The sequence below is a fragment of the Fictibacillus sp. UD genome, assembly GCF_043558025.1.
Lineage (GTDB): Bacteria > Bacillota > Bacilli > Bacillales > Fictibacillaceae > Fictibacillus.
Window position 1 is genome coordinate 17,369 of sequence record NZ_JARUHH010000019.1, and the last position, 17,714, is coordinate 35,082.

The 17,714-nt window shown below is 39.0% G+C and carries 19 protein-coding genes and 1 other annotated feature; all 19 genes read right to left on the bottom strand.

Features of this window, described 5'->3' with window-relative positions; genetic code table 11:
* Positions 1–134 precede the first annotated feature (134 nt).
* The gene (locus tag P8610_RS18475) at positions 135–1,049 is read right to left on the bottom strand and encodes an RluA family pseudouridine synthase (RefSeq protein ID WP_394605719.1); all 915 of its coding nucleotides are present in this window, start codon (positions 1,047–1,049) and stop codon (positions 135–137) included.
* Positions 1,042–1,506 (bottom strand): signal peptidase II, encoded by a 465-nt coding sequence (lspA, locus tag P8610_RS18480; protein ID WP_394605720.1) that lies wholly within the window; start codon positions 1,504–1,506, stop codon positions 1,042–1,044. Before lspA ends, P8610_RS18475 begins: the two co-directional genes overlap by 8 nt.
* A 369-nt stretch (positions 1,507–1,875) precedes the next feature.
* Positions 1,876–4,638, bottom strand: a complete 2,763-nt coding sequence (gene ileS / locus P8610_RS18485) for an isoleucine--tRNA ligase (RefSeq protein WP_394605721.1) — start codon at positions 4,636–4,638, stop codon at positions 1,876–1,878.
* Positions 4,639–4,737: 99 nt separating this feature from the next.
* Positions 4,738–4,967, bottom strand: a binding site (T-box leader).
* 39 nt (positions 4,968–5,006) lie between these two features.
* Positions 5,007–5,516 (bottom strand): DivIVA domain-containing protein, encoded by a 510-nt coding sequence (locus tag P8610_RS18490; RefSeq protein WP_066240582.1) that lies wholly within the window; start codon positions 5,514–5,516, stop codon positions 5,007–5,009.
* A 76-nt stretch (positions 5,517–5,592) separates the two neighbouring features.
* Positions 5,593–6,366 (bottom strand): RNA-binding protein, encoded by a 774-nt coding sequence (locus P8610_RS18495; RefSeq protein ID WP_394605722.1) that lies wholly within the window; start codon positions 6,364–6,366, stop codon positions 5,593–5,595.
* 9 nt (positions 6,367–6,375) lie between these two features.
* Entirely contained in the window at positions 6,376–6,651 is a 276-nt protein-coding gene (locus P8610_RS18500; protein WP_394605743.1) for a YggT family protein, read from the bottom strand.
* Positions 6,652–6,676: 25 nt separating this feature from the next.
* Positions 6,677–7,099, bottom strand: a complete 423-nt coding sequence (locus P8610_RS18505; protein WP_289495767.1) for a cell division protein SepF — start codon at positions 7,097–7,099, stop codon at positions 6,677–6,679.
* Between the two features lie 12 nt (positions 7,100–7,111).
* Entirely contained in the window at positions 7,112–7,792 is a 681-nt protein-coding gene (locus tag P8610_RS18510; RefSeq protein WP_394605723.1) for a YggS family pyridoxal phosphate-dependent enzyme, read from the bottom strand.
* The gene (gene pgeF / locus P8610_RS18515; protein WP_394605724.1) at positions 7,779–8,621 is read right to left on the bottom strand and encodes a peptidoglycan editing factor PgeF; all 843 of its coding nucleotides are present in this window, start codon (positions 8,619–8,621) and stop codon (positions 7,779–7,781) included. Before pgeF ends, P8610_RS18510 begins: the two co-directional genes overlap by 14 nt.
* A 74-nt stretch (positions 8,622–8,695) precedes the next feature.
* On the bottom strand, positions 8,696–8,980 hold the full coding sequence (locus tag P8610_RS18520; protein WP_066240570.1) for a YlmC/YmxH family sporulation protein: 285 nt from the start codon (positions 8,978–8,980) through the stop codon (positions 8,696–8,698).
* An 89-nt stretch (positions 8,981–9,069) separates the two neighbouring features.
* On the bottom strand, positions 9,070–9,852 hold the full coding sequence (gene sigG, locus P8610_RS18525; RefSeq protein ID WP_066240567.1) for an RNA polymerase sporulation sigma factor SigG: 783 nt from the start codon (positions 9,850–9,852) through the stop codon (positions 9,070–9,072).
* Positions 9,853–9,973: 121 nt separating this feature from the next.
* A complete protein-coding gene (gene sigE, locus P8610_RS18530) occupies positions 9,974–10,696 on the bottom strand; it encodes an RNA polymerase sporulation sigma factor SigE (RefSeq protein WP_066240564.1) in 723 nt (240 codons plus the stop codon).
* A 29-nt stretch (positions 10,697–10,725) separates the two neighbouring features.
* Complete coding sequence (gene spoIIGA / locus P8610_RS18535) at positions 10,726–11,637, bottom strand: sigma-E processing peptidase SpoIIGA (protein ID WP_394605725.1); 912 nt, start codon at positions 11,635–11,637, stop codon at positions 10,726–10,728.
* Positions 11,638–12,350: 713 nt separating this feature from the next.
* A complete protein-coding gene (gene ftsZ, locus P8610_RS18540) occupies positions 12,351–13,538 on the bottom strand; it encodes a cell division protein FtsZ (RefSeq protein WP_289495771.1) in 1,188 nt (395 codons plus the stop codon).
* A gap of 32 nt (positions 13,539–13,570) precedes the next feature.
* Positions 13,571–14,854: a cell division protein FtsA gene (ftsA, locus tag P8610_RS18545; protein WP_066240556.1), complete on the bottom strand. Its 1,284-nt coding sequence runs from the start codon at positions 14,852–14,854 to the stop codon at positions 13,571–13,573.
* Positions 14,855–14,999: 145 nt separating this feature from the next.
* Entirely contained in the window at positions 15,000–15,353 is a 354-nt protein-coding gene (locus tag P8610_RS18550; RefSeq protein ID WP_066240553.1) for a small basic family protein, read from the bottom strand.
* 1 nt (position 15,354) lies between these two features.
* Positions 15,355–16,062 (bottom strand): DUF881 domain-containing protein, encoded by a 708-nt coding sequence (locus tag P8610_RS18555; protein ID WP_394605726.1) that lies wholly within the window; start codon positions 16,060–16,062, stop codon positions 15,355–15,357.
* A 5-nt stretch (positions 16,063–16,067) separates the two neighbouring features.
* Positions 16,068–16,763: a DUF881 domain-containing protein gene (locus P8610_RS18560; RefSeq protein WP_289495773.1), complete on the bottom strand. Its 696-nt coding sequence runs from the start codon at positions 16,761–16,763 to the stop codon at positions 16,068–16,070.
* Entirely contained in the window at positions 16,750–17,529 is a 780-nt protein-coding gene (locus P8610_RS18565; protein ID WP_394605727.1) for a cell division protein FtsQ/DivIB, read from the bottom strand. The genes P8610_RS18560 and P8610_RS18565 overlap by 14 nt, the downstream gene beginning before the upstream one ends.
* Between the last annotated feature and the right edge of the window lie 185 nt (positions 17,530–17,714).

Genomic DNA, 17,714 nt, shown 5'->3' on the forward strand with positions numbered 1-17,714 from the left:
CCCGTCACGCATGACGAGAGGATAGAGTAATCCCTGTTGGATTCTCATTAATAACGTTTCCTTCTCAGCCTCACGGGACTAAAGTTAAAGGACTATTTAAGTTACATTGATTATGACAAACTCCTAGTTGATTGTCAACTTCTTTTCTCTAATAAATCTAAAAGATCATTCATATCAGCTGGAATTTCACGTTTAAACTCCATATATTCGCCTGTTCGCGGATGTTCAAAACCAAGTGTTTCTGCATGAAGTGCCTGGCCATCAATTGTAAGCGTCTTTGAAGGACCATACTTCGGGTCACCAGCTAGAGGGAACCCAATATACTTCATGTGAACACGGATTTGGTGTGTTCTACCTGTTTCTAACTGACACTCAACAAACGTATAATTTGCAAATCGTTTAATAACATTAAAATGCGTAACAGCGTCACGGCTGTTTTCATCTGTAACCGTCATTTTTTGACGATCACTCTTATCTCTTCCGATCGGAGCATCGATCGTACCTTGATCGTGCGGCATAACTCCATGAACAATCGCTTTATAAACACGAGTTGTTGTTTTCGCTTTAAGCTGGTTAACAAGAGATTCGTGAGCCATGTCATTCTTAGCGACCATTAATAATCCTGACGTATCTTTATCAATACGGTGGACAATCCCAGGACGCAACACACCATTGATTCCAGATAGATCTTTACAGTGAGCCATAAGACCGTTCACTAGTGTTCCGCTGTAATGCCCTGGAGCTGGGTGGACGACCATCCCACGGGGTTTATTTACAACAAGTACATCTGAATCTTCGTATACGATATCAAGATTCATCTCTTCTGGAACAGCATCAAGCACTTCTGGTTCCGGGATTTCAATTTCAATCACATCGCCAGCTGCACATTTATAGTTAGACTTTACAGGACTGTTACTCAATAACACAATTTTGTCTTTGATCCAGTTTTGAATTTGTGAACGGGACCAATCGTCCTGAACCTCAGACAAAACCTTATCAATACGGTTTCCTGCTTGTTCAGGAGTTACCGTATACTCGAATTTATTCATTTTCTGTCTCCTTCTTTTTGCTTTCCATAAAACTTTGAATAAAAATAAGACCTACACCCACAACGAGCGCGCTGTCCGCAACATTAAATATAGGGAAATCATAGCTTCCAATATAAACATTTAGAAAATCAACAACTTCACCGCGAAGCAAACGATCGATAAAATTCCCAACAGCTCCACCTAATACTAGAGCGAGTGCTGTTTTAAGCAATTTATCGTGTGCGTGCTTTTGCAGATAATAAACCACTACCCCAACAACGATGACCGTAATAATGATAAAAAAGTATCGCTGATCTTGCAGAATACCGAAAGCTGCTCCCCTGTTTCGGTGAGAGGTTATGTAGAATACTTGATCAATAACAGGAATAGACTCTCCATATTCCATTTTCTTTACGATTACCCACTTTGTCACCTGGTCTACTGCCAAGATTAACAAAGCTACAAGATAATAAAACAATAGAACTCCTCCGATACAGAAATTAATGTCTTTATGAATTGTAGCACAGCCATCGGACGTTCTACAATTTAATTTGTGCATGTCACCAATGAAGTACTCCACCACAAGAAAAAATCCCGCAAATCGCGGGATTTTCTTTTAAATTTTTTATTTTCCAAAGAGTTGTTGCAATTGGCTGATTCTAACTAATCGCTACCTTGGCAAGTTGATTGGAGTGTAAGATGCGAGACTCCTGCGGGACAAGCGGTCAGGTGAGACCCTTAAGGGCGCGAAGCGGCAAGGGGCTCACCGCCTGCCCCGCGGAAAGCGAACATCTGAAACGGAAATCAACCACTTCCAAAGAACGGCACTGAATACGAAAAACAGCTTTTAAGCGTAATGCTTTTCAACGATATCTGCACAGCTTGCACAAAGTGTAGGATGGCTCTCATTCTTACCTACATCTTCAGAAACAACCCAGCAGCGTTCACATGTTTCACCTTCAGCAGAAGTTACAGAAACAGCAACATGGTCATACTGTCCTGCAGATTCAGGAGCTTCAGTTTTCACTCCTCCAACTACAGCTTTAGAAACGATAAAGAGCTTATTCAAGTCTTCTACCGACTCAAGCCATGGTTTTAACGCTTCGGTAGGATAAAGAGTGATTGAAGCAGTAAGTGATTTGCCGATCGTTTTTTGGCTTCTCGCTTCTTCTAATGCTTTTAACACTTCGTCACGTACATCCATAAATACATCCCAGTCTTTTTCAAGCTGTTCTGTACCTTGATAGTTTTTCACTTCTGGCATCGTTGTTAATTGAACACTTGCTTCTTCTGCACCTGGAATGTACTCCCATACTTCGTCAGCTGTGTGAGAAAGTACTGGAGCAGAAAGTTTTGTTAGTGCCATTAACGTTTCGTAAAGCACCGTTTGGATACTTCTGCGTTTATGATCATCTTCAGCTTGGATATAAAGCGTATCTTTTGCCATATCCAAATAGAAAGAACTTAACTCGATCGTACAGAAATTATGAATTGTATTGTATACCGTAATAAATTGATATTCTTCATATGCCTTTTTTACTTTGGCTACAACTTTATCAAGCTTAACCATCATGTACTTTTCAAGATCCGGCATTTCATCAAATGCAACAGAATGCTGCTTTGGATCGAAACCATGAAGGTTACCCAATAAGAAACGAAGTGTGTTTCTGATCTTACGGTATACTTCTGCCACTTGTTTTAAGATGTCATCGGATACACGCACATCTGATTGATAGTCTACTGAAGATACCCATAGACGAATGATGTCTGCTCCAAGCTGCTTCATAACCTTTATCGGATCAAGCGTATTGCCAATTGATTTACTCATCTTACGTCCTTCACCATCTAAAACGAATCCATGGCTAAGAACTGCTTTATAAGGAGCTTTTCCAGTGATCGCAACTGATGTCGAAAGCGATGAATTAAACCATCCACGGTATTGGTCAGATCCTTCAAGATAAAGGTCTGCAGGCCGAACTAAGTTTTCTCTCTCTTCTAGCACACCCCAATGTGATGTTCCAGAATCAAACCATACATCCATAATATCTGTTTCTTTTGAGAAACGGCCGTTCGGACTGTGAGGAGATGTAAACCCTTCAGGCAGCAAATCTTTCGCTTCTCTTTCAAACCAAACATTTGAACCGTGTTCTCTAAACAATTCTACAACATGAGCAATCGTTTCTTCAGTAAGGATTGCTTCTCCATCTTCACCATAGAATACAGGGATTGGAACACCCCATGCTCTTTGACGGGAAATACACCAATCTTCACGGTCCTTAATCATGTTGTGAAGACGTGTCTCACCCCAAGTAGGAACCCAGTTCACTTCTTCGATCGCGCGAAGCATATCTTCACGGATACCTTTAATGGACGCAAACCACTGTGCAGTTGCACGGAAGATTACCGGCTTTTTTGTTCTCCAGTCATGCGGATACGAGTGTGTGATAAATGAAAGCTTTAACAAAGCACCTTTTTCTTGTAATTGTTCGGTAATCGGTTTATTTGCCTCATCGTAAAATAGACCTTCGAATCCAGGAGCTTCTTTTGTCATTACACCTCTGTCATCAACAGGGCACAACACTTCAAGACCGTAGCGCTTACCTACTAGAAAATCATCTTCCCCGTGTCCAGGAGCTGTATGAACACAGCCTGTTCCTGCGTCCGTTGTAACATGATCACCAAGCATTACAAGTGAATCACGTCCATATAACGGGTGGCTTGCTACGGCATTTTCAATTTCCGCACCTTTGAAACGTTTAACAACTTCAGCCTGTTCCCATTCGAATTCTTTTGTAAGAGATTCTAAAAGTGCTTCCGCAACAACATATTTACCATTCTCAGTTTGAACAGAAACATAATCCAACTCAGGGTGAACGGAGATTCCTAAGTTTGCTGGAATCGTCCATGGCGTTGTAGTCCAGATTACGAGTTTTTCATCTGTATCTAAAACTCCTTTACCATCTTTCAAATCAAAAGCTACATAGATAGAAGCTGAACGCTTATCTTGATATTCAATTTCCGCCTCTGCCAATGCAGACTCTGATGATGGTGACCAATAAACAGGCTTTAGCCCTTTGTAGATCAAGTCTCTCTTCGCCATCTCGCCGAATACTTCAATCTGTCTTGCTTCATAGCCTTTATCAAGTGTGATATAAGGGTTTTCCCAGTCACCGCGAACGCCTAGACGTTTAAACTGTTCACGCTGATGATCAACTTGTTTAAGAGCATATTCTTCACAAAGCTTACGAAATTCTGCAACAGTCAGCTCTTTGCGTTTTACTTTCCCGCTTTTTGTAAGTGCCGTTTCAATTGGCAATCCGTGTGTATCCCAGCCAGGAACATATGGTGCATAATGACCAGTCATGGATTTGAAACGAACAATGATATCTTTTAGGATTTTGTTTTCAGCATGCCCGATATGGATATCGCCATTCGCATACGGAGGTCCGTCATGTAAGATAAACGGCGGCAAATCCTTTGTATTTTCAAGCACCATTTCATAAATGTTTAGTTCTTTCCACTTTTCCTGTACAACAGGTTCTCTTTGCGGAAGATTTCCACGCATCGGAAACTCTGTTTTTGGCATTAGTAGCGTGTCTTTATAATTCATCATTTTTCCTCCTTCATTACGATAAAACGTGACAGATGACTTGGTTTTCTAGTAACTGCACGGAAAACGAAAAAACCTTCTCAGCCCTACTGAACGAACAGTAGGGACGAGAAGGTTAACCCGCGGTACCACCCTAATAGGTTCATGATATAATCACAAAACCCGCTTAGTCATCCGTAGCGTGGATGAGGCGCTTGAACTTACTGCAAATATTTCAGTCCAAGAACTCAGGGGTGATCTTCAAATACTTCACTATACCAGGCTTGCACCATTTCCCAGTTCGCTTTAATAGAAAGAAAGTATTTTACTGTCCCCGTCTTCGTCACATATTAATCTTAGAAAAGTATATGCGATTTTTTTAATGAATGTCAAGCTTCCGTCTTTACTTCCTGAAGTTCGTAGCTCTCAAGATTTTCAGGAGCATTTAAAGAATCCCAGTCATCATTCTTCAACATCTCAAGCTGTGCTTCAATCAGCATTCTGAATCGCGTACGGTAAACGGATGACTGTTTTTTCAGTTCATCAATCTCCATTGAAATCTTTCTGGATTTTGACAGTGATTCATTAATGATTCTGTCAGCGTTCTTTTCTGCTTCTTTAACAATTAAGCGCGCTTCTTTTGTCGCTGTTCTTTTTACTTCTTCACCTGTTTCTTGAGCAATTAAAATCGACTTATTTAGAGTTTCCTCAATGTTTTTAAAATAAGAAATTTTTTCTTCAAGATTTGCAACCGTTTCCTCTAATTCCTTCTTTTCACGAATCACTGCTTCATAATCTTTAATGACTTGATCTAAAAAGTCATTAACCTCATCTTCACTATACCCTCTGAAACCTCTTGTGAATTCCTTGTTGTGGATATCCAATGGTGTTAAAGGCACAACGGCCACCTCCATAGATGCATTATTTTTTACCTAATTTCGACAAATTTTCTAAAATTCCTTCTTTAGCGGGAATTTATTTTAATAATCCATAACGAATACGCCATTTTTCTTTTTTTGTCGTTCCTTCTATTGCAATCAGCTTGCTTCTGCCAAATCCTCGTACTGAAAGCTCGTCTCCCTCCATAACTTCAGCTGCCACTTGTTCAGTAACTTTATGGTTCAATTTCACACGTCCTTGCTGAATGAATGGAGACGCTTTTGCACGTGACAAGTTATATATTTCCGCCACGATGACGTCAAGACGCAGTGATGATACAGTACCGTTTCTTTCGTCATATTCTGTTTTCGATTCAATTAATTCGTTTTCTTTGATAGGAAGAAGCTTTACACCTGTTTTTCCTATCTTTGTTAAATTGAGTTCAATGAATCCTGCAATCTCAGCAGCACATATAAACTGAACGTTGTCCCCTGAAATTAAAATATCGCCATACTTTCCTCGTTTTACACCGATGTTCATTAACGCACCTAGAACGTCTCTATGTTCAATGGAAGAAAACTTTGAGGGATACTCAATGTCATAACAAACCATTTGGAAGTCTTCGTTTTTAGCTTCCATATAATCTGGATACAAAAACGCACGTTTTCGTTCAGAAAAAGAAGAGCCTCCCCATAAAGAGAGGCGAACATCCGTATCATGACCAACGATCGTTTTAATAATTTCTTGTTCACGCGGATCTAGGAAATCAGTCAGCTTTGGGCTGTATCGCTCTGTCACTTCTGACTTCCAATTTAATACACGATCAACAAACTCATGTTCTTCTGGTCTATAATGCTGGTAAATACTCATACGGCAGCCTTATAGCGAACGAGCGATCATGTCTGCTATCGCACTTACTCCAAAACGGGCAAAGTGCAGCGCCATTAAAGCTACGATAGGCGAAAGGTCAATCATGCCAAGCGGCGGAATAATCTTTCGGAACGGAGATAAATATGGTTCCACAAGCCTTGCAATAACTTGGCCAATTGATGACTCACGAGCATTTGGAAACCAAGATAAAAGTATGTATCCTATTATCATGTAATAGTAGATTTGAATAAGTGTTAGTACTACATCTTCAATTGCATAAATCATGTTCAATAATCTTCACCTGCCTGATTTAATCTTCGTCCATCATTTCTGAAATTGTACCGGATACATCAACATTTTCTGGTGTGCACAAAAATGTGTTTGGTCCTAGCTTTTGAATATCCCCACCAATCGCATAAACAGTTCCTGATAAAAAGTCTACGATTCGCTTTGCTTGATCATGCGGAATTCTTTGCAAATTCATAACAACTGCTCTTCGATTTTTTAATTGATCAGCAATGTCTTGAGCTTCCGCATAAACACGAGGCTCTACTAGAACAACTTTAACCTGTTGCTGAATGCTTTGAAGACTTACAACGTTCGGCTTCCCTTTTTTCGTATGAGAAGGTGTAATCTCTTCTTCTTCAGCTACTGAGTCATCTTCATACTCGTTTTCATACTCATAATCGGTCTCAAGATCAAAAAAGCGCTTGAATTTCGTTTTAATTCCCATTTATTCCACCTCCTAAAATTCTTTTCCCACTAAGTTCGTCCCAATTCGAATAAAAGTTGCTCCTTCTTCAACGGCAATTAAATAATCGTTTGACATTCCCATTGATAGCTCTGTGCAAGGAGCGTGCGGCATTTCTTTTTCCTGTATCTCCAATTGAAGCTGCTTCAATGTTGAAAACACCTTTCTAATTAAAGATTTATCATCCGTGAAAGGAGCCATGGTCATCAGGCCAGCAACTGTAATACGATCGTAGTCTCTTAGTTTATCGACAAAAGGAAGCACATCGTTTACTGCAAGACCATGTTTAGAGTCTTCTTCAGCTACATTTACTTGTACAAAACATGAAATGGTTCTTCCTGCCCGTTTCTGAATCTCTTTCGCTAAACTTAATCGATCTAGTGAGTGAATGTAATCCACATGTTCAATAATATCTTTTACTTTCCTTGTTTGCAGAGTTCCGATAAAGTGCCATTTAACAGATAAGTCATCTAGGAATTCTTTCTTTGTCAGAAGGCCTTCGACTCTATTTTCTCCTATATGTTCAACACCTGCTAAAACAGCCTCTTTCGTTGTTTCGTTACTTACATATTTCGTAACAGCGATTAAATTAACGCCCTTTGGAGATCTGTTTTTTTTCTCGCAGACAGTTTGTATTTCTTTAATAATATGATTTCTATTTTCAGCGATTCCCAAATTCAGATAAATCTCCTTTCCTGCCAATATAACTCATCATTCTTCCGGTTTTACCCTTGTCTTTACGGTGTGAAAAAAAGATATCATTCTTACAACTCGTGCACATATCAGAAATAATTATGTTTTCTTGAAGCACTCCCGCATGCAGAAGTAGCTTTTCATTTAGACTTTTTAAGTTTAATTGATATTTTTCGAATTCATTTTTCTTAAAGATTGTACAATCGTCCATTCCATTCAAAGCTATTATCACTTCATTTATTACTCTATCATCTACCTCATAACAGCAGTCTCCAATGGAAGGTCCGATTACAGCCTGAATGGTCTTAACATCTACATTCTCTTTTTCGCACCAAATCTTTACCATTTCTGGTCCGATCTTTGCGACTGTTCCTTTCCAGCCAGCATGAGCAAGACCAACTAACTGTTCATTGGGCGCATAAAAATAGAGCGGTACACAATCAGCATATAGAGATGTTAATAGGATATCTTCATCTGACGTATACAGAGCATCAGTATCTGGTATAGCCGTTTCAAAATCTAAGGACCCGTGACCACGCTTATTCATAGATACCTTCACGATCTTAGCACGATGAACTTGTTTTGAACCTACCCAGTTTTCCACAGGAAATCCGATTGACTCTGCAAACTTTTTTCGATTTTTCCGAACCGTGTCTGGATTATCATTTACATGAAAACCCATGTTCATTGAATAAAAGGGCTCTGAACTATTCCCGCCTTCGCGCGTTGTAAAACCTGCAACAATTTTAGAATTTTGTTCTTGCCATTTAACGATCTCAAGATGCTTTCCAGATTGTTTAAACGTGTTCATATGTATGTACTCCTCCTGGAAAGTTTTATCTTTATTTTAACACATTTTCTGGTGAGAAAGAAAAAAAGAACCGTTTATTTCATTTGATCAAACGGTTCTTTTACGTATTCATTTAATTCGCTTGCTTCCATATGTCTGACCAGTATAACATCCGCACCGATTTTCACGATATTCCGCCATGGTATCACAATATCATTTTCTCTTGCAAAAAAACCAAGCATCTTCCCAGCTCCAGGGATAATGATCGCATCTATCTTTCCGGTATTCAGATTGATTTCCAGGTCAGCTATATGGCCAAGTTTTTTCCCATTTGCCACATTAACTACGTCTTTAACTTGAAAGTCTGATATTTTGTTCATGTCACAACCCGCCTTTCTGTTTTCATTATATGAAGGACAAAGCTGTTTCATGTTTATGACCAAAAATAAAAACCCGTATAAAACGGGTTTTAGCTGCTTTGAATATTTTTATTCATTTGTGAGATTGCTGCTTTTTCGAGCCTTGAAACTTGTGCTTGCGAGATTCCAATTTCATCTGCTACTTCCATTTGTGTTTTACCTTGGAAAAACCGCATAGTAAGAATCATTTTTTCTCTATCGTTCAAGCGCCGCATTCCTTCTTTTAACGCGATTTCTTCAATCCATTGCATATCCTTTGCCTTATCATCACTGATTTGGTCCATTACGAATATCGGATCTCCACCATCGTTATAGATCGGTTCAAAAAGCGAAACCGGATCTTGGATTGCATCAAGAGCAAACACTACTTCTTCTTTTGGAACATCAAGTGCTTCTGCAATTTGTTGTGCTGTTGGTTCCCGAGATAATTTGTTCATAAGCTGGTCACGAACTTGCAGTGCTTTATAAGCGATATCCCTTAAGCTTCTTGAAACTCGAATCGGGTTATTGTCTCGAAGATAACGGCGAATTTCACCGATGATCATTGGCACTGCATAGGTAGAAAACTTAACATTCTGACCTAGATCAAAATTGTCGATAGACTTCATAAGTCCAATACAACCAACTTGAAATAAATCATCAACATGCTCTCCGCGGTTGTTGAATCGCTGAATTACACTCAGAACGAGTCTGAGGTTTCCGTTAACCAAAGTTTCGCGTGCATCAGGGTCACCCTTATGCATCTTATCAAAAAGAATTCGCATCTCTGGATTTTTTAAAACAGGAAGCTTTGATGTGTCAACTCCGCAAATCTCAACTTTATTTCTTGTCAAGTCTTTTCCCTCCTGCCGGGAGCTAATTTCAAATTAAGTATCACCGAACGGAGGGAAATTTATGCAATTGTAAATTTTAACTAAAGCACCTAATGATTTAACATCCTATATAGAATAATGTCTAAACCATCTTATTAAATTCTTTTTGTAGCCTCTTAATAATTCTTTTTTCGAGTCTAGAAATATAGGATTGAGATATTCCGAGCATATCTGCTACATCTTTTTGCGTTTTTTCTTCTCCGCCAGATAAACCAAAGCGCAGTTCCATAATCTGTTTTTCCCGATCATTTAGTGTAAACAGTGCCTTTAATAAAAGCTTGCGATCAACATTTGCTTCAATACGCCGCGTAATGATATCGTCTTCTGTACCTAAAACATCCGAGAGCAAAAGTTCGTTTCCATCCCAATCAACATTTAATGGTTCGTCAAAAGATACTTCAGAACGTGTTTTATTATTTCTGCGCAAGTACATCAATATTTCATTCTCTATACATCTTGAGGCATATGTGGCAAGTTTAATCTTTTTTTCTGGGTTAAACGTATTAACCGCTTTAATAAGTCCGATTGTTCCAATACTGATTAAATCTTCTATGTTTATTCCTGTATTCTCAAATTTGCGTGCGATGTAAACAACAAGGCGAAGGTTTCGTTCAATTAATAGTGATTTAGCTGCTTGGTCCCCAGAAGGCAGTTTTTCTAGCAAAATTGCTTCTTCTTCTTTGCTTAACGGCGGTGGTAATGCTTCATTTCCACCGATATAATAGATCTCATCAGACTTTAGTCCAAGTTTAAATAATAACTTATACCAATACATCGTTAATTTAAGACGCCACTTATTGAACATAATAACTCCCCTTTCACCTTATCTTCATACTAAGACGCTTGTACATGTTGCAGGTACATCTTTGGGTGCACAATCGCATCAAATTGACCTTCACTAGATAATTCAGTCCAGCTTAATCCAATTAAACTTTGCGGAGAAACAACCGACGTTCCATCTTTCTCAATTTCAATGTGATCAGGTTTTAGACAAGCTAAAAATTGCTGATGTCCCACAGCCCGGTATGGAACGATTCTAAGTCTGTTGAGCCAAGGGTGCTCGTTTTCACCGGTGTCCATTGACAGTACATCCTGAGCCGCAGTTTGGATAATTTCGGGGAAAGAACTCCCATGAATATTCATATCAAGAATCATTACAGGCATTTTTGAAATAGGATCATATAATTTGTTACCAGTATCAATAAGTCCATTTGCAGTTATAATGACTTCTCCGATTGAGATCTTCACAGAGACAAAACTGTTGGAATCCATTTTTTCCACAGTAATGTCATCTACTCTTCTCTTAGAGAAAAACATAAGAGCAGGTACACCAGCAGCAACAAATAGCCAGCTTATCGGATCACCCATACCAGTGCTTTTTGTTGTAATAACTCCATTCATAATCACTGCATCACTTTGCATAAAGTAATGAAGAGCAAAAATCCCACCGCCTGTTACAAAGGAAACAAAATAAAACATGGCAATATTCTTTAGTAAAAACTTAAACCGTTTAAAACCGAATGCGACAATCATGATCACGATTGAGAAAAGAAACTTTAAAACCGGCTGAGAGAATAACATAAGTTCTGGGTAGATCACTAGAAACACATAACAAGAGGCTAATAGTGAAGCAAGAAGGATTCTTGTTTTCGATGCATTGCGCTTAAGCACATACGCTGTTAAAGAAATCAATACATAATCAATGCAGAAATTAAGAAACCAAATGACGTCCAAATATAGGGTCATTGGTTTTCTCCTTTCTTAATTTTGAAATTAGTATAACGTATAGGTTGTTTGAAAGTCTGTCAGTTTATGAGAGAAGTATTGTTCTTATTTTCTCTTTTTTTGTCAAAAAAACTTATATGTTAGATATACGCTTAAAGGACAAGAATATGACAAAATCTAAAACATTTTACGTTTGCTTTGTTGCTTTTGATAGCGGTTAATTTCCGCTGCATGGCTCGCTTTCCGCAGGGTGTGCGGTGAGCCCATTCGCCGCTTTGCGTCATTGAACGGTCCCACCTGTCCCACTGATCCTGCAGGAGTCTCGACCCTCCGCTCCAATTAACTATTCAGTGAAGCATTTCTTAGAATTCCTCTTTAGCTAATCCTTTAGAAGAGAAAGCAATTATTTAGTAAAGCTTTTTTATTAAGGCTCTTTTCAAACAGATTGTTGCAAAAAAAGATTTTGAAGTTCTTCATTGGCGAAGTTGATTGGAGTGGAAGTTGCGAGACTCCTGTGGGACTGGCGGTCAGGTGAGACACTTAAAGTGAAACGTTACGAATGTGGCTCACCGCCTGCCCCACGGAAAGCGAGCAACCTGGAACGGAAATCGACTACTTACAAATGCAACAATGATTACGAAAATAGCTTTTAGTAAAGAACCTTTATGGAAAGATTTTGATTAAAACAAAAAAAAGCATGCTCTCTAGATAGAGAACATGCTTTTATTTTCGAATTATCTTCTTCTGTTACGGCTGCGGTTACGCAGGAATGTTGGAATATCCAACGTATCTGAATCAGCGTTTGAATAAGAAGTGCTTCTTGATTCGGACTGACTCTCTTCACGCTGTTGCCCTTGAGACTGGCTCTGTGGCTGTGATTGGCTTTGTGAAGAGTGAGATTGGCTAGATGCAGGCGATTGCTGCATTCTTGGACGCTCAGCTCTCTGTTGGTTGTTCACCATTTTTTCGGTTTCATCAAAACCAGTTGCAATTACCGTTACTAAAATCTCATCTTTTAGCTCTTCATTAATTACGGAACCGAAGATCATGTTTACTTCAGGGTCTGATGCAGAAGAAACAATATCAGCTGCTTCGTTAACTTCATAAAGACTCAAGTTAGCTCCACCAGTAATATTCATCAATACACCTTTTGCTCCATCAATAGAAGTTTCAAGAAGCGGAGATGAAATCGCTTTTTTAGCTGCTTCAGCGGCACGGTTTTCACCTGTACCTACCCCAATACCCATAAGTGCAGATCCACGTTCAGTCATGATCGTTTTTACGTCTGCAAAGTCAAGGTTGATTAATCCAGGTACAGCGATCAAATCTGAGATACCTTGTACACCTTGGCGAAGAACGTTATCTGCTTCACGGAAAGCTTCTAACATTGGCGTATTTTTGTCAACGATTTCAAGCAAACGATCATTTGGAATGACGATAAGGGTATCTACTTTTTCTTTTAGAACAGAGATTCCGCCAACAGCTTGAGTAGAACGTTTACGTCCTTCAAATGTAAATGGTCTAGTAACAACACCAACTGTAAGAGCTCCAAGATCTTTAGCAATCTCAGCTACTACAGGAGCTGCACCTGTTCCAGTACCGCCGCCCATTCCAGCAGTAACGAAAACCATGTCAGCACCGCTAAGTGCTTCTTCAATCTGCTCACGGCTTTCTTCTGCAGCTTTCTTTCCGATATCAGGATTTGCGCCTGCGCCTAATCCTCGAGTTAGTTTTGTTCCGATTTGCATTTTTACAGGTGCTTTTGAAAGATTTAGTGCTTGAGCATCTGTGTTAACACAAATAAATTCTACACCTTGTACACCATGCTCAATCATTCGGTTAACTGCGTTGCTTCCGCCGCCGCCAACACCAATAACTTTAATTGTCGCCAATTGATCCATATTCATATCAAACTCTAACATGAGCGTTCCTCCTAATGACTAGTTCCTTAATGTTATTCGAAAAATAAACCAAACCAGTCTTTGACTTTTGATTTCATGCCACCAGGCTGTTTTTCTTGAGCCGGCTTTTGGCTGGATTGTTGTTTCTTCTTTGGTAAAGGTTCCCCAGCATTTTCAGCTAATGCAGAAGCAACTTCTTTACCTTGAACTTTAATATTTTTGTGAGTGAATTGAATCAATCCAACTCCAGCTGTAAATTTCGGTTCTCTAACTCCGATATAATCGGGCAATGAAACTCTTACATTTTGCTGAAAAATATCTTGAGCGAGTTCGAGCACTCCTGGGATAGCAGCAACCCCACCTGTTATAACAAAACCGCCAGGCAATTCGGAATATCCGCGCTGATGCAATTCATCGTCAATCATCTCAAATATTTCAGCCATGCGGGCCTCAATAATTAAAGAAAGTTCATATTGAGAGATTTCCTGGTCTTGTGAAGATCCAATTTGTGAAACGGTAAATGTCTCATCTTTTGATGCATAATCCACAAATGAATGTCCATGTTTTAGTTTAATTTTCTCTGCATCCTCAGCCGATGTCCTTAATCCAATAGAAATGTCTTTTGTAATAAAGTCTCCGCCGATTGGAAGAACAGATGTAAGCTGCATTGTGCCTTGGTCAAAAACGGAAAGCGTTGTTGAACCCCCGCCAATATCAATCAATGCCACTCCAAGTTCCATCTCATCTCGTGAAAGTGCAATAGATGATGTAGCCAATGGCTCTAAACAAATATCCGCCACTGTAAGTCCTGCTCGCTCTACGCAACGCAATAAATTATGTAAGATTGTCTTGGAACCAGTAATAACCGTTCCTTCCATCTCAAGGCGAACACCCAGCATGCCTCTCGGATCAATAATCTCATCTGTTCCATCAACAATGAACTGTCGAGGAATCACATCTATAATTTCTCTTTCAGGTGGCACAGACATTACCTGAGCTGCCTCTATTACTCTAGCAATATCATCATCACCAATTTCACGGTCTTCTCTTGATACTGCTACTACACCATGACAAGGCTGAAGTTGAATATGGTTTCCTTTCACACCTACTATTACGGCATTAATTGGAATACCTAACATTCTTTCTGCCTGCTCAACGGCCTTTCTTATGGAACGAACAGTTTCATCAATATCTACAATGGAACCTTTTCTGATTCCAGCTGATTTTGCATGGCCAACACCAATAACATTAAAGGATTCACTGGTCATTTCTCCAATGATCACTTTAATATTGGATGTACCGATGTCTAAACTTACATAAATTTCATTGCTGTTCATTCTGTGGCACCTCCTAACCTTTCATCCATTAAATCTTCTTCGTTCATATTAGATGAACGAAATTCCTTGATTTTCGCTTAATTATGGAATAAATTCCACAAACAACGGGTTATCCCTCTTTTTTTTTACCGTTTTTTCAAATTTTTTAGGCCTTTTTGCGTGAATCTGACCATTTTGAAATAATTAATCGCCGAATAACAGCAATATTATTAAACAACCTTACACCAAACGCAAAAATTGCAGCTAAATACAGGTCAATACCGAGATGTACTCCTAAATAAGCGAGCCCGGCAGCCAGTAAAATATTAAAGAAAAAACCTGTAATGAACACTTTATCTTCAAAACTGCCTTGCAGGTGTGCACGTATACCTCCAAATAGTGTATCTAATGCAGCCAAAACAGCTATTGATAAATAGTTTGAGTATTCAGGAGGGACCCGGATATCAGACATGAAACCCAATAGAAGGCCTAACAATAGTCCAAGTACCGGTAACCACATCTTAAGTTTCCTCCTTTGCCGGTTTCATAAACTTCACTTTCATACTTTTATCAAAAGCTGGTAGAATTACTTTTGCTGCTGGAGACGATTCCACAAGAAAATTTTCTCGTATAAACTCTTCTACAGCAGGTGATGCAATGATTTTTTGATGAAGTTTTTCATTGTCTTTTGCCAGCACTTTGATTTCGATAGGAAATGAAGAAACAGGCTCATTGTTTATATAAATGTTTCCATTTACTTCCCGGATCGGTGTTTTGGATACGATACGCTGCCCATCTATACTGATTTCTTTCGCATCATATCTATTTAATTCATTAACAAGTCTTCTCAGCATATCAGGATCAATTTTCGGCAGAGGGCGATCTACTCCAATTAGCTCGTCATTAAAAGGTTCGATCGTTATTACGATTCCTTGTCCGCTAACTGTCGTTAATCCAGCCTGTTTTTTTAAATCTGACATTGCATTTTCCATTGCCTGGATTTTTTCATCCTTACCTTCACCTTGATACTGATCTAAAAGTTCACTATAACGTTCAAGTTCCTCATTAAGCTCCTGCTGACGCTGTTTTTCTTTTTCCAAATCAGCTCTTAAATCCCATAGATCTCTTGTGTCTCGAACGACAGGGTTGTTTGTGGTCTCAAATTGGATCGCCAGCATTCCACCGATAATGAGGGCAATAGTTGCGAACATGAATTGTCTTTCTTTCAACTCACTCATCCCTCTTCTGTAATAAATGGCTCCATCTCAATCGCGCCCTCTTGTTCCACCCTAACTTCTACACCATCATTGACAATTTTATCGACTAAATATAGATTTAAAGATTTTTCCAATGTCGAAGAATTACCGATAGCGGTAATGACAAATGGTGCAGGATATTGGTTTCCATCAACAGATACAACAGGTCCGATACACGCAATATAGGTGTCATGAGAAATTCTCTGGCCGTTTATCGCAATCGCTTCTGCACCTGATACGTGCAGTTCGTCAATAACACTCCTTATATGTTCTTCATGGACGATATAATCATTAGGATTCGCCCCTTCCGGGATATAAGAGGAGTCTTGGAGAGTAACTTCTACTCCCTCCCCTTTCACTTTCACGTTTCCAACTACCATTCTGAGCTCTTTTAAATCTTCAACTAGTTTAGAAGATATCTCCTCTTGATTAGCCAGTTTGCTTTCTTTTTTCTGAACATCCTGCTGCAGTCCTTTAAGTTCAACTGCTAATTCACGATTTGTTTTTTGAAGACTAAGAATCTGGCTGCGCAATGAATCTTCTTTTTTCCATTCATTGTTTTGAACAACGTTTTGTTTTTCAATCTGTGCTCTTTGATAGGAGAAGGATAATATGAACCCGGTAACTAGAAGGATCAAAGACAGGAAAAGATGCTTCCCACTAATTTTGCTCATTACTTTCCTCCGTAACTGCTCGGTTGTAACTTTCAAAGCGTGTGCTGATTCCTAAATAAAACGTACCTTTTTCATCAGGCTTCAGCTCATCCACTAAAGATGGATATGCAGAAAGCCTTTCAGAGAACTTCGAAATTGAGGTAACAACTTTGTTTCCATCTGTCATAAACAATGTTAGTTGATTTGAATTATTTGATGCGGGTGTATGCGTTATTTCGGATATTCGATGAATGATTCCCTCAGGAAGCTTTTGGAGTTCCTGCGCCATCGTTTCAAGCTGTTCAGGATCTTCCCAGCTCACGATAATCGGTGCGTTAACAGGTCTCTCACTCTTTTTAAGAGGTTCTAACATCTTACCATTTTGAAGCATCGGATAATATGTATCTTCTTTTCTAAAATAACCAACCCGCTGAAATTCGCTAACCTTGATTACTACATGGTTAAAAAACTTTTTTTCAATGGAAACTGAACTGATCTCTTCGATGCCTTCTAACTTTTTAGCAATGTCGTCTCCTGCGACATTTAAGTATTTAGTTTTTGTAGAGACCTTACTTTTTTTCAAAATTTCTTTATCAGTTACAAAATAGTTGCCTGTGACCGTAATTTTTTTCACATGACTTAAATCAGATTGAAAATAAACAACGACCATCAATAACAGGAAGAAAAAGGACAAGTAAAATATAAGACGGCGATTTGCTTTTTGTTTACGGTGTTCTTTCAGCTTCGGAATTCGGTCCTCAATTTTGACAACCTTTACCTTGTCCATCCTCTTCCTCCGATTTATAAATATAGTACAAGAAATCATTAACTGCCGACAGAAATAAAAGAACTTGGCAGTGAGACGCCAAGTCTTCATTAAAGGTACTGATAACAGTCCAACTATCAGAAGAAAACGAAATAAATAGTTCGTTTTGAAACGTCAAAAGTTAATTTTTTCTTGTTCTTTGTATT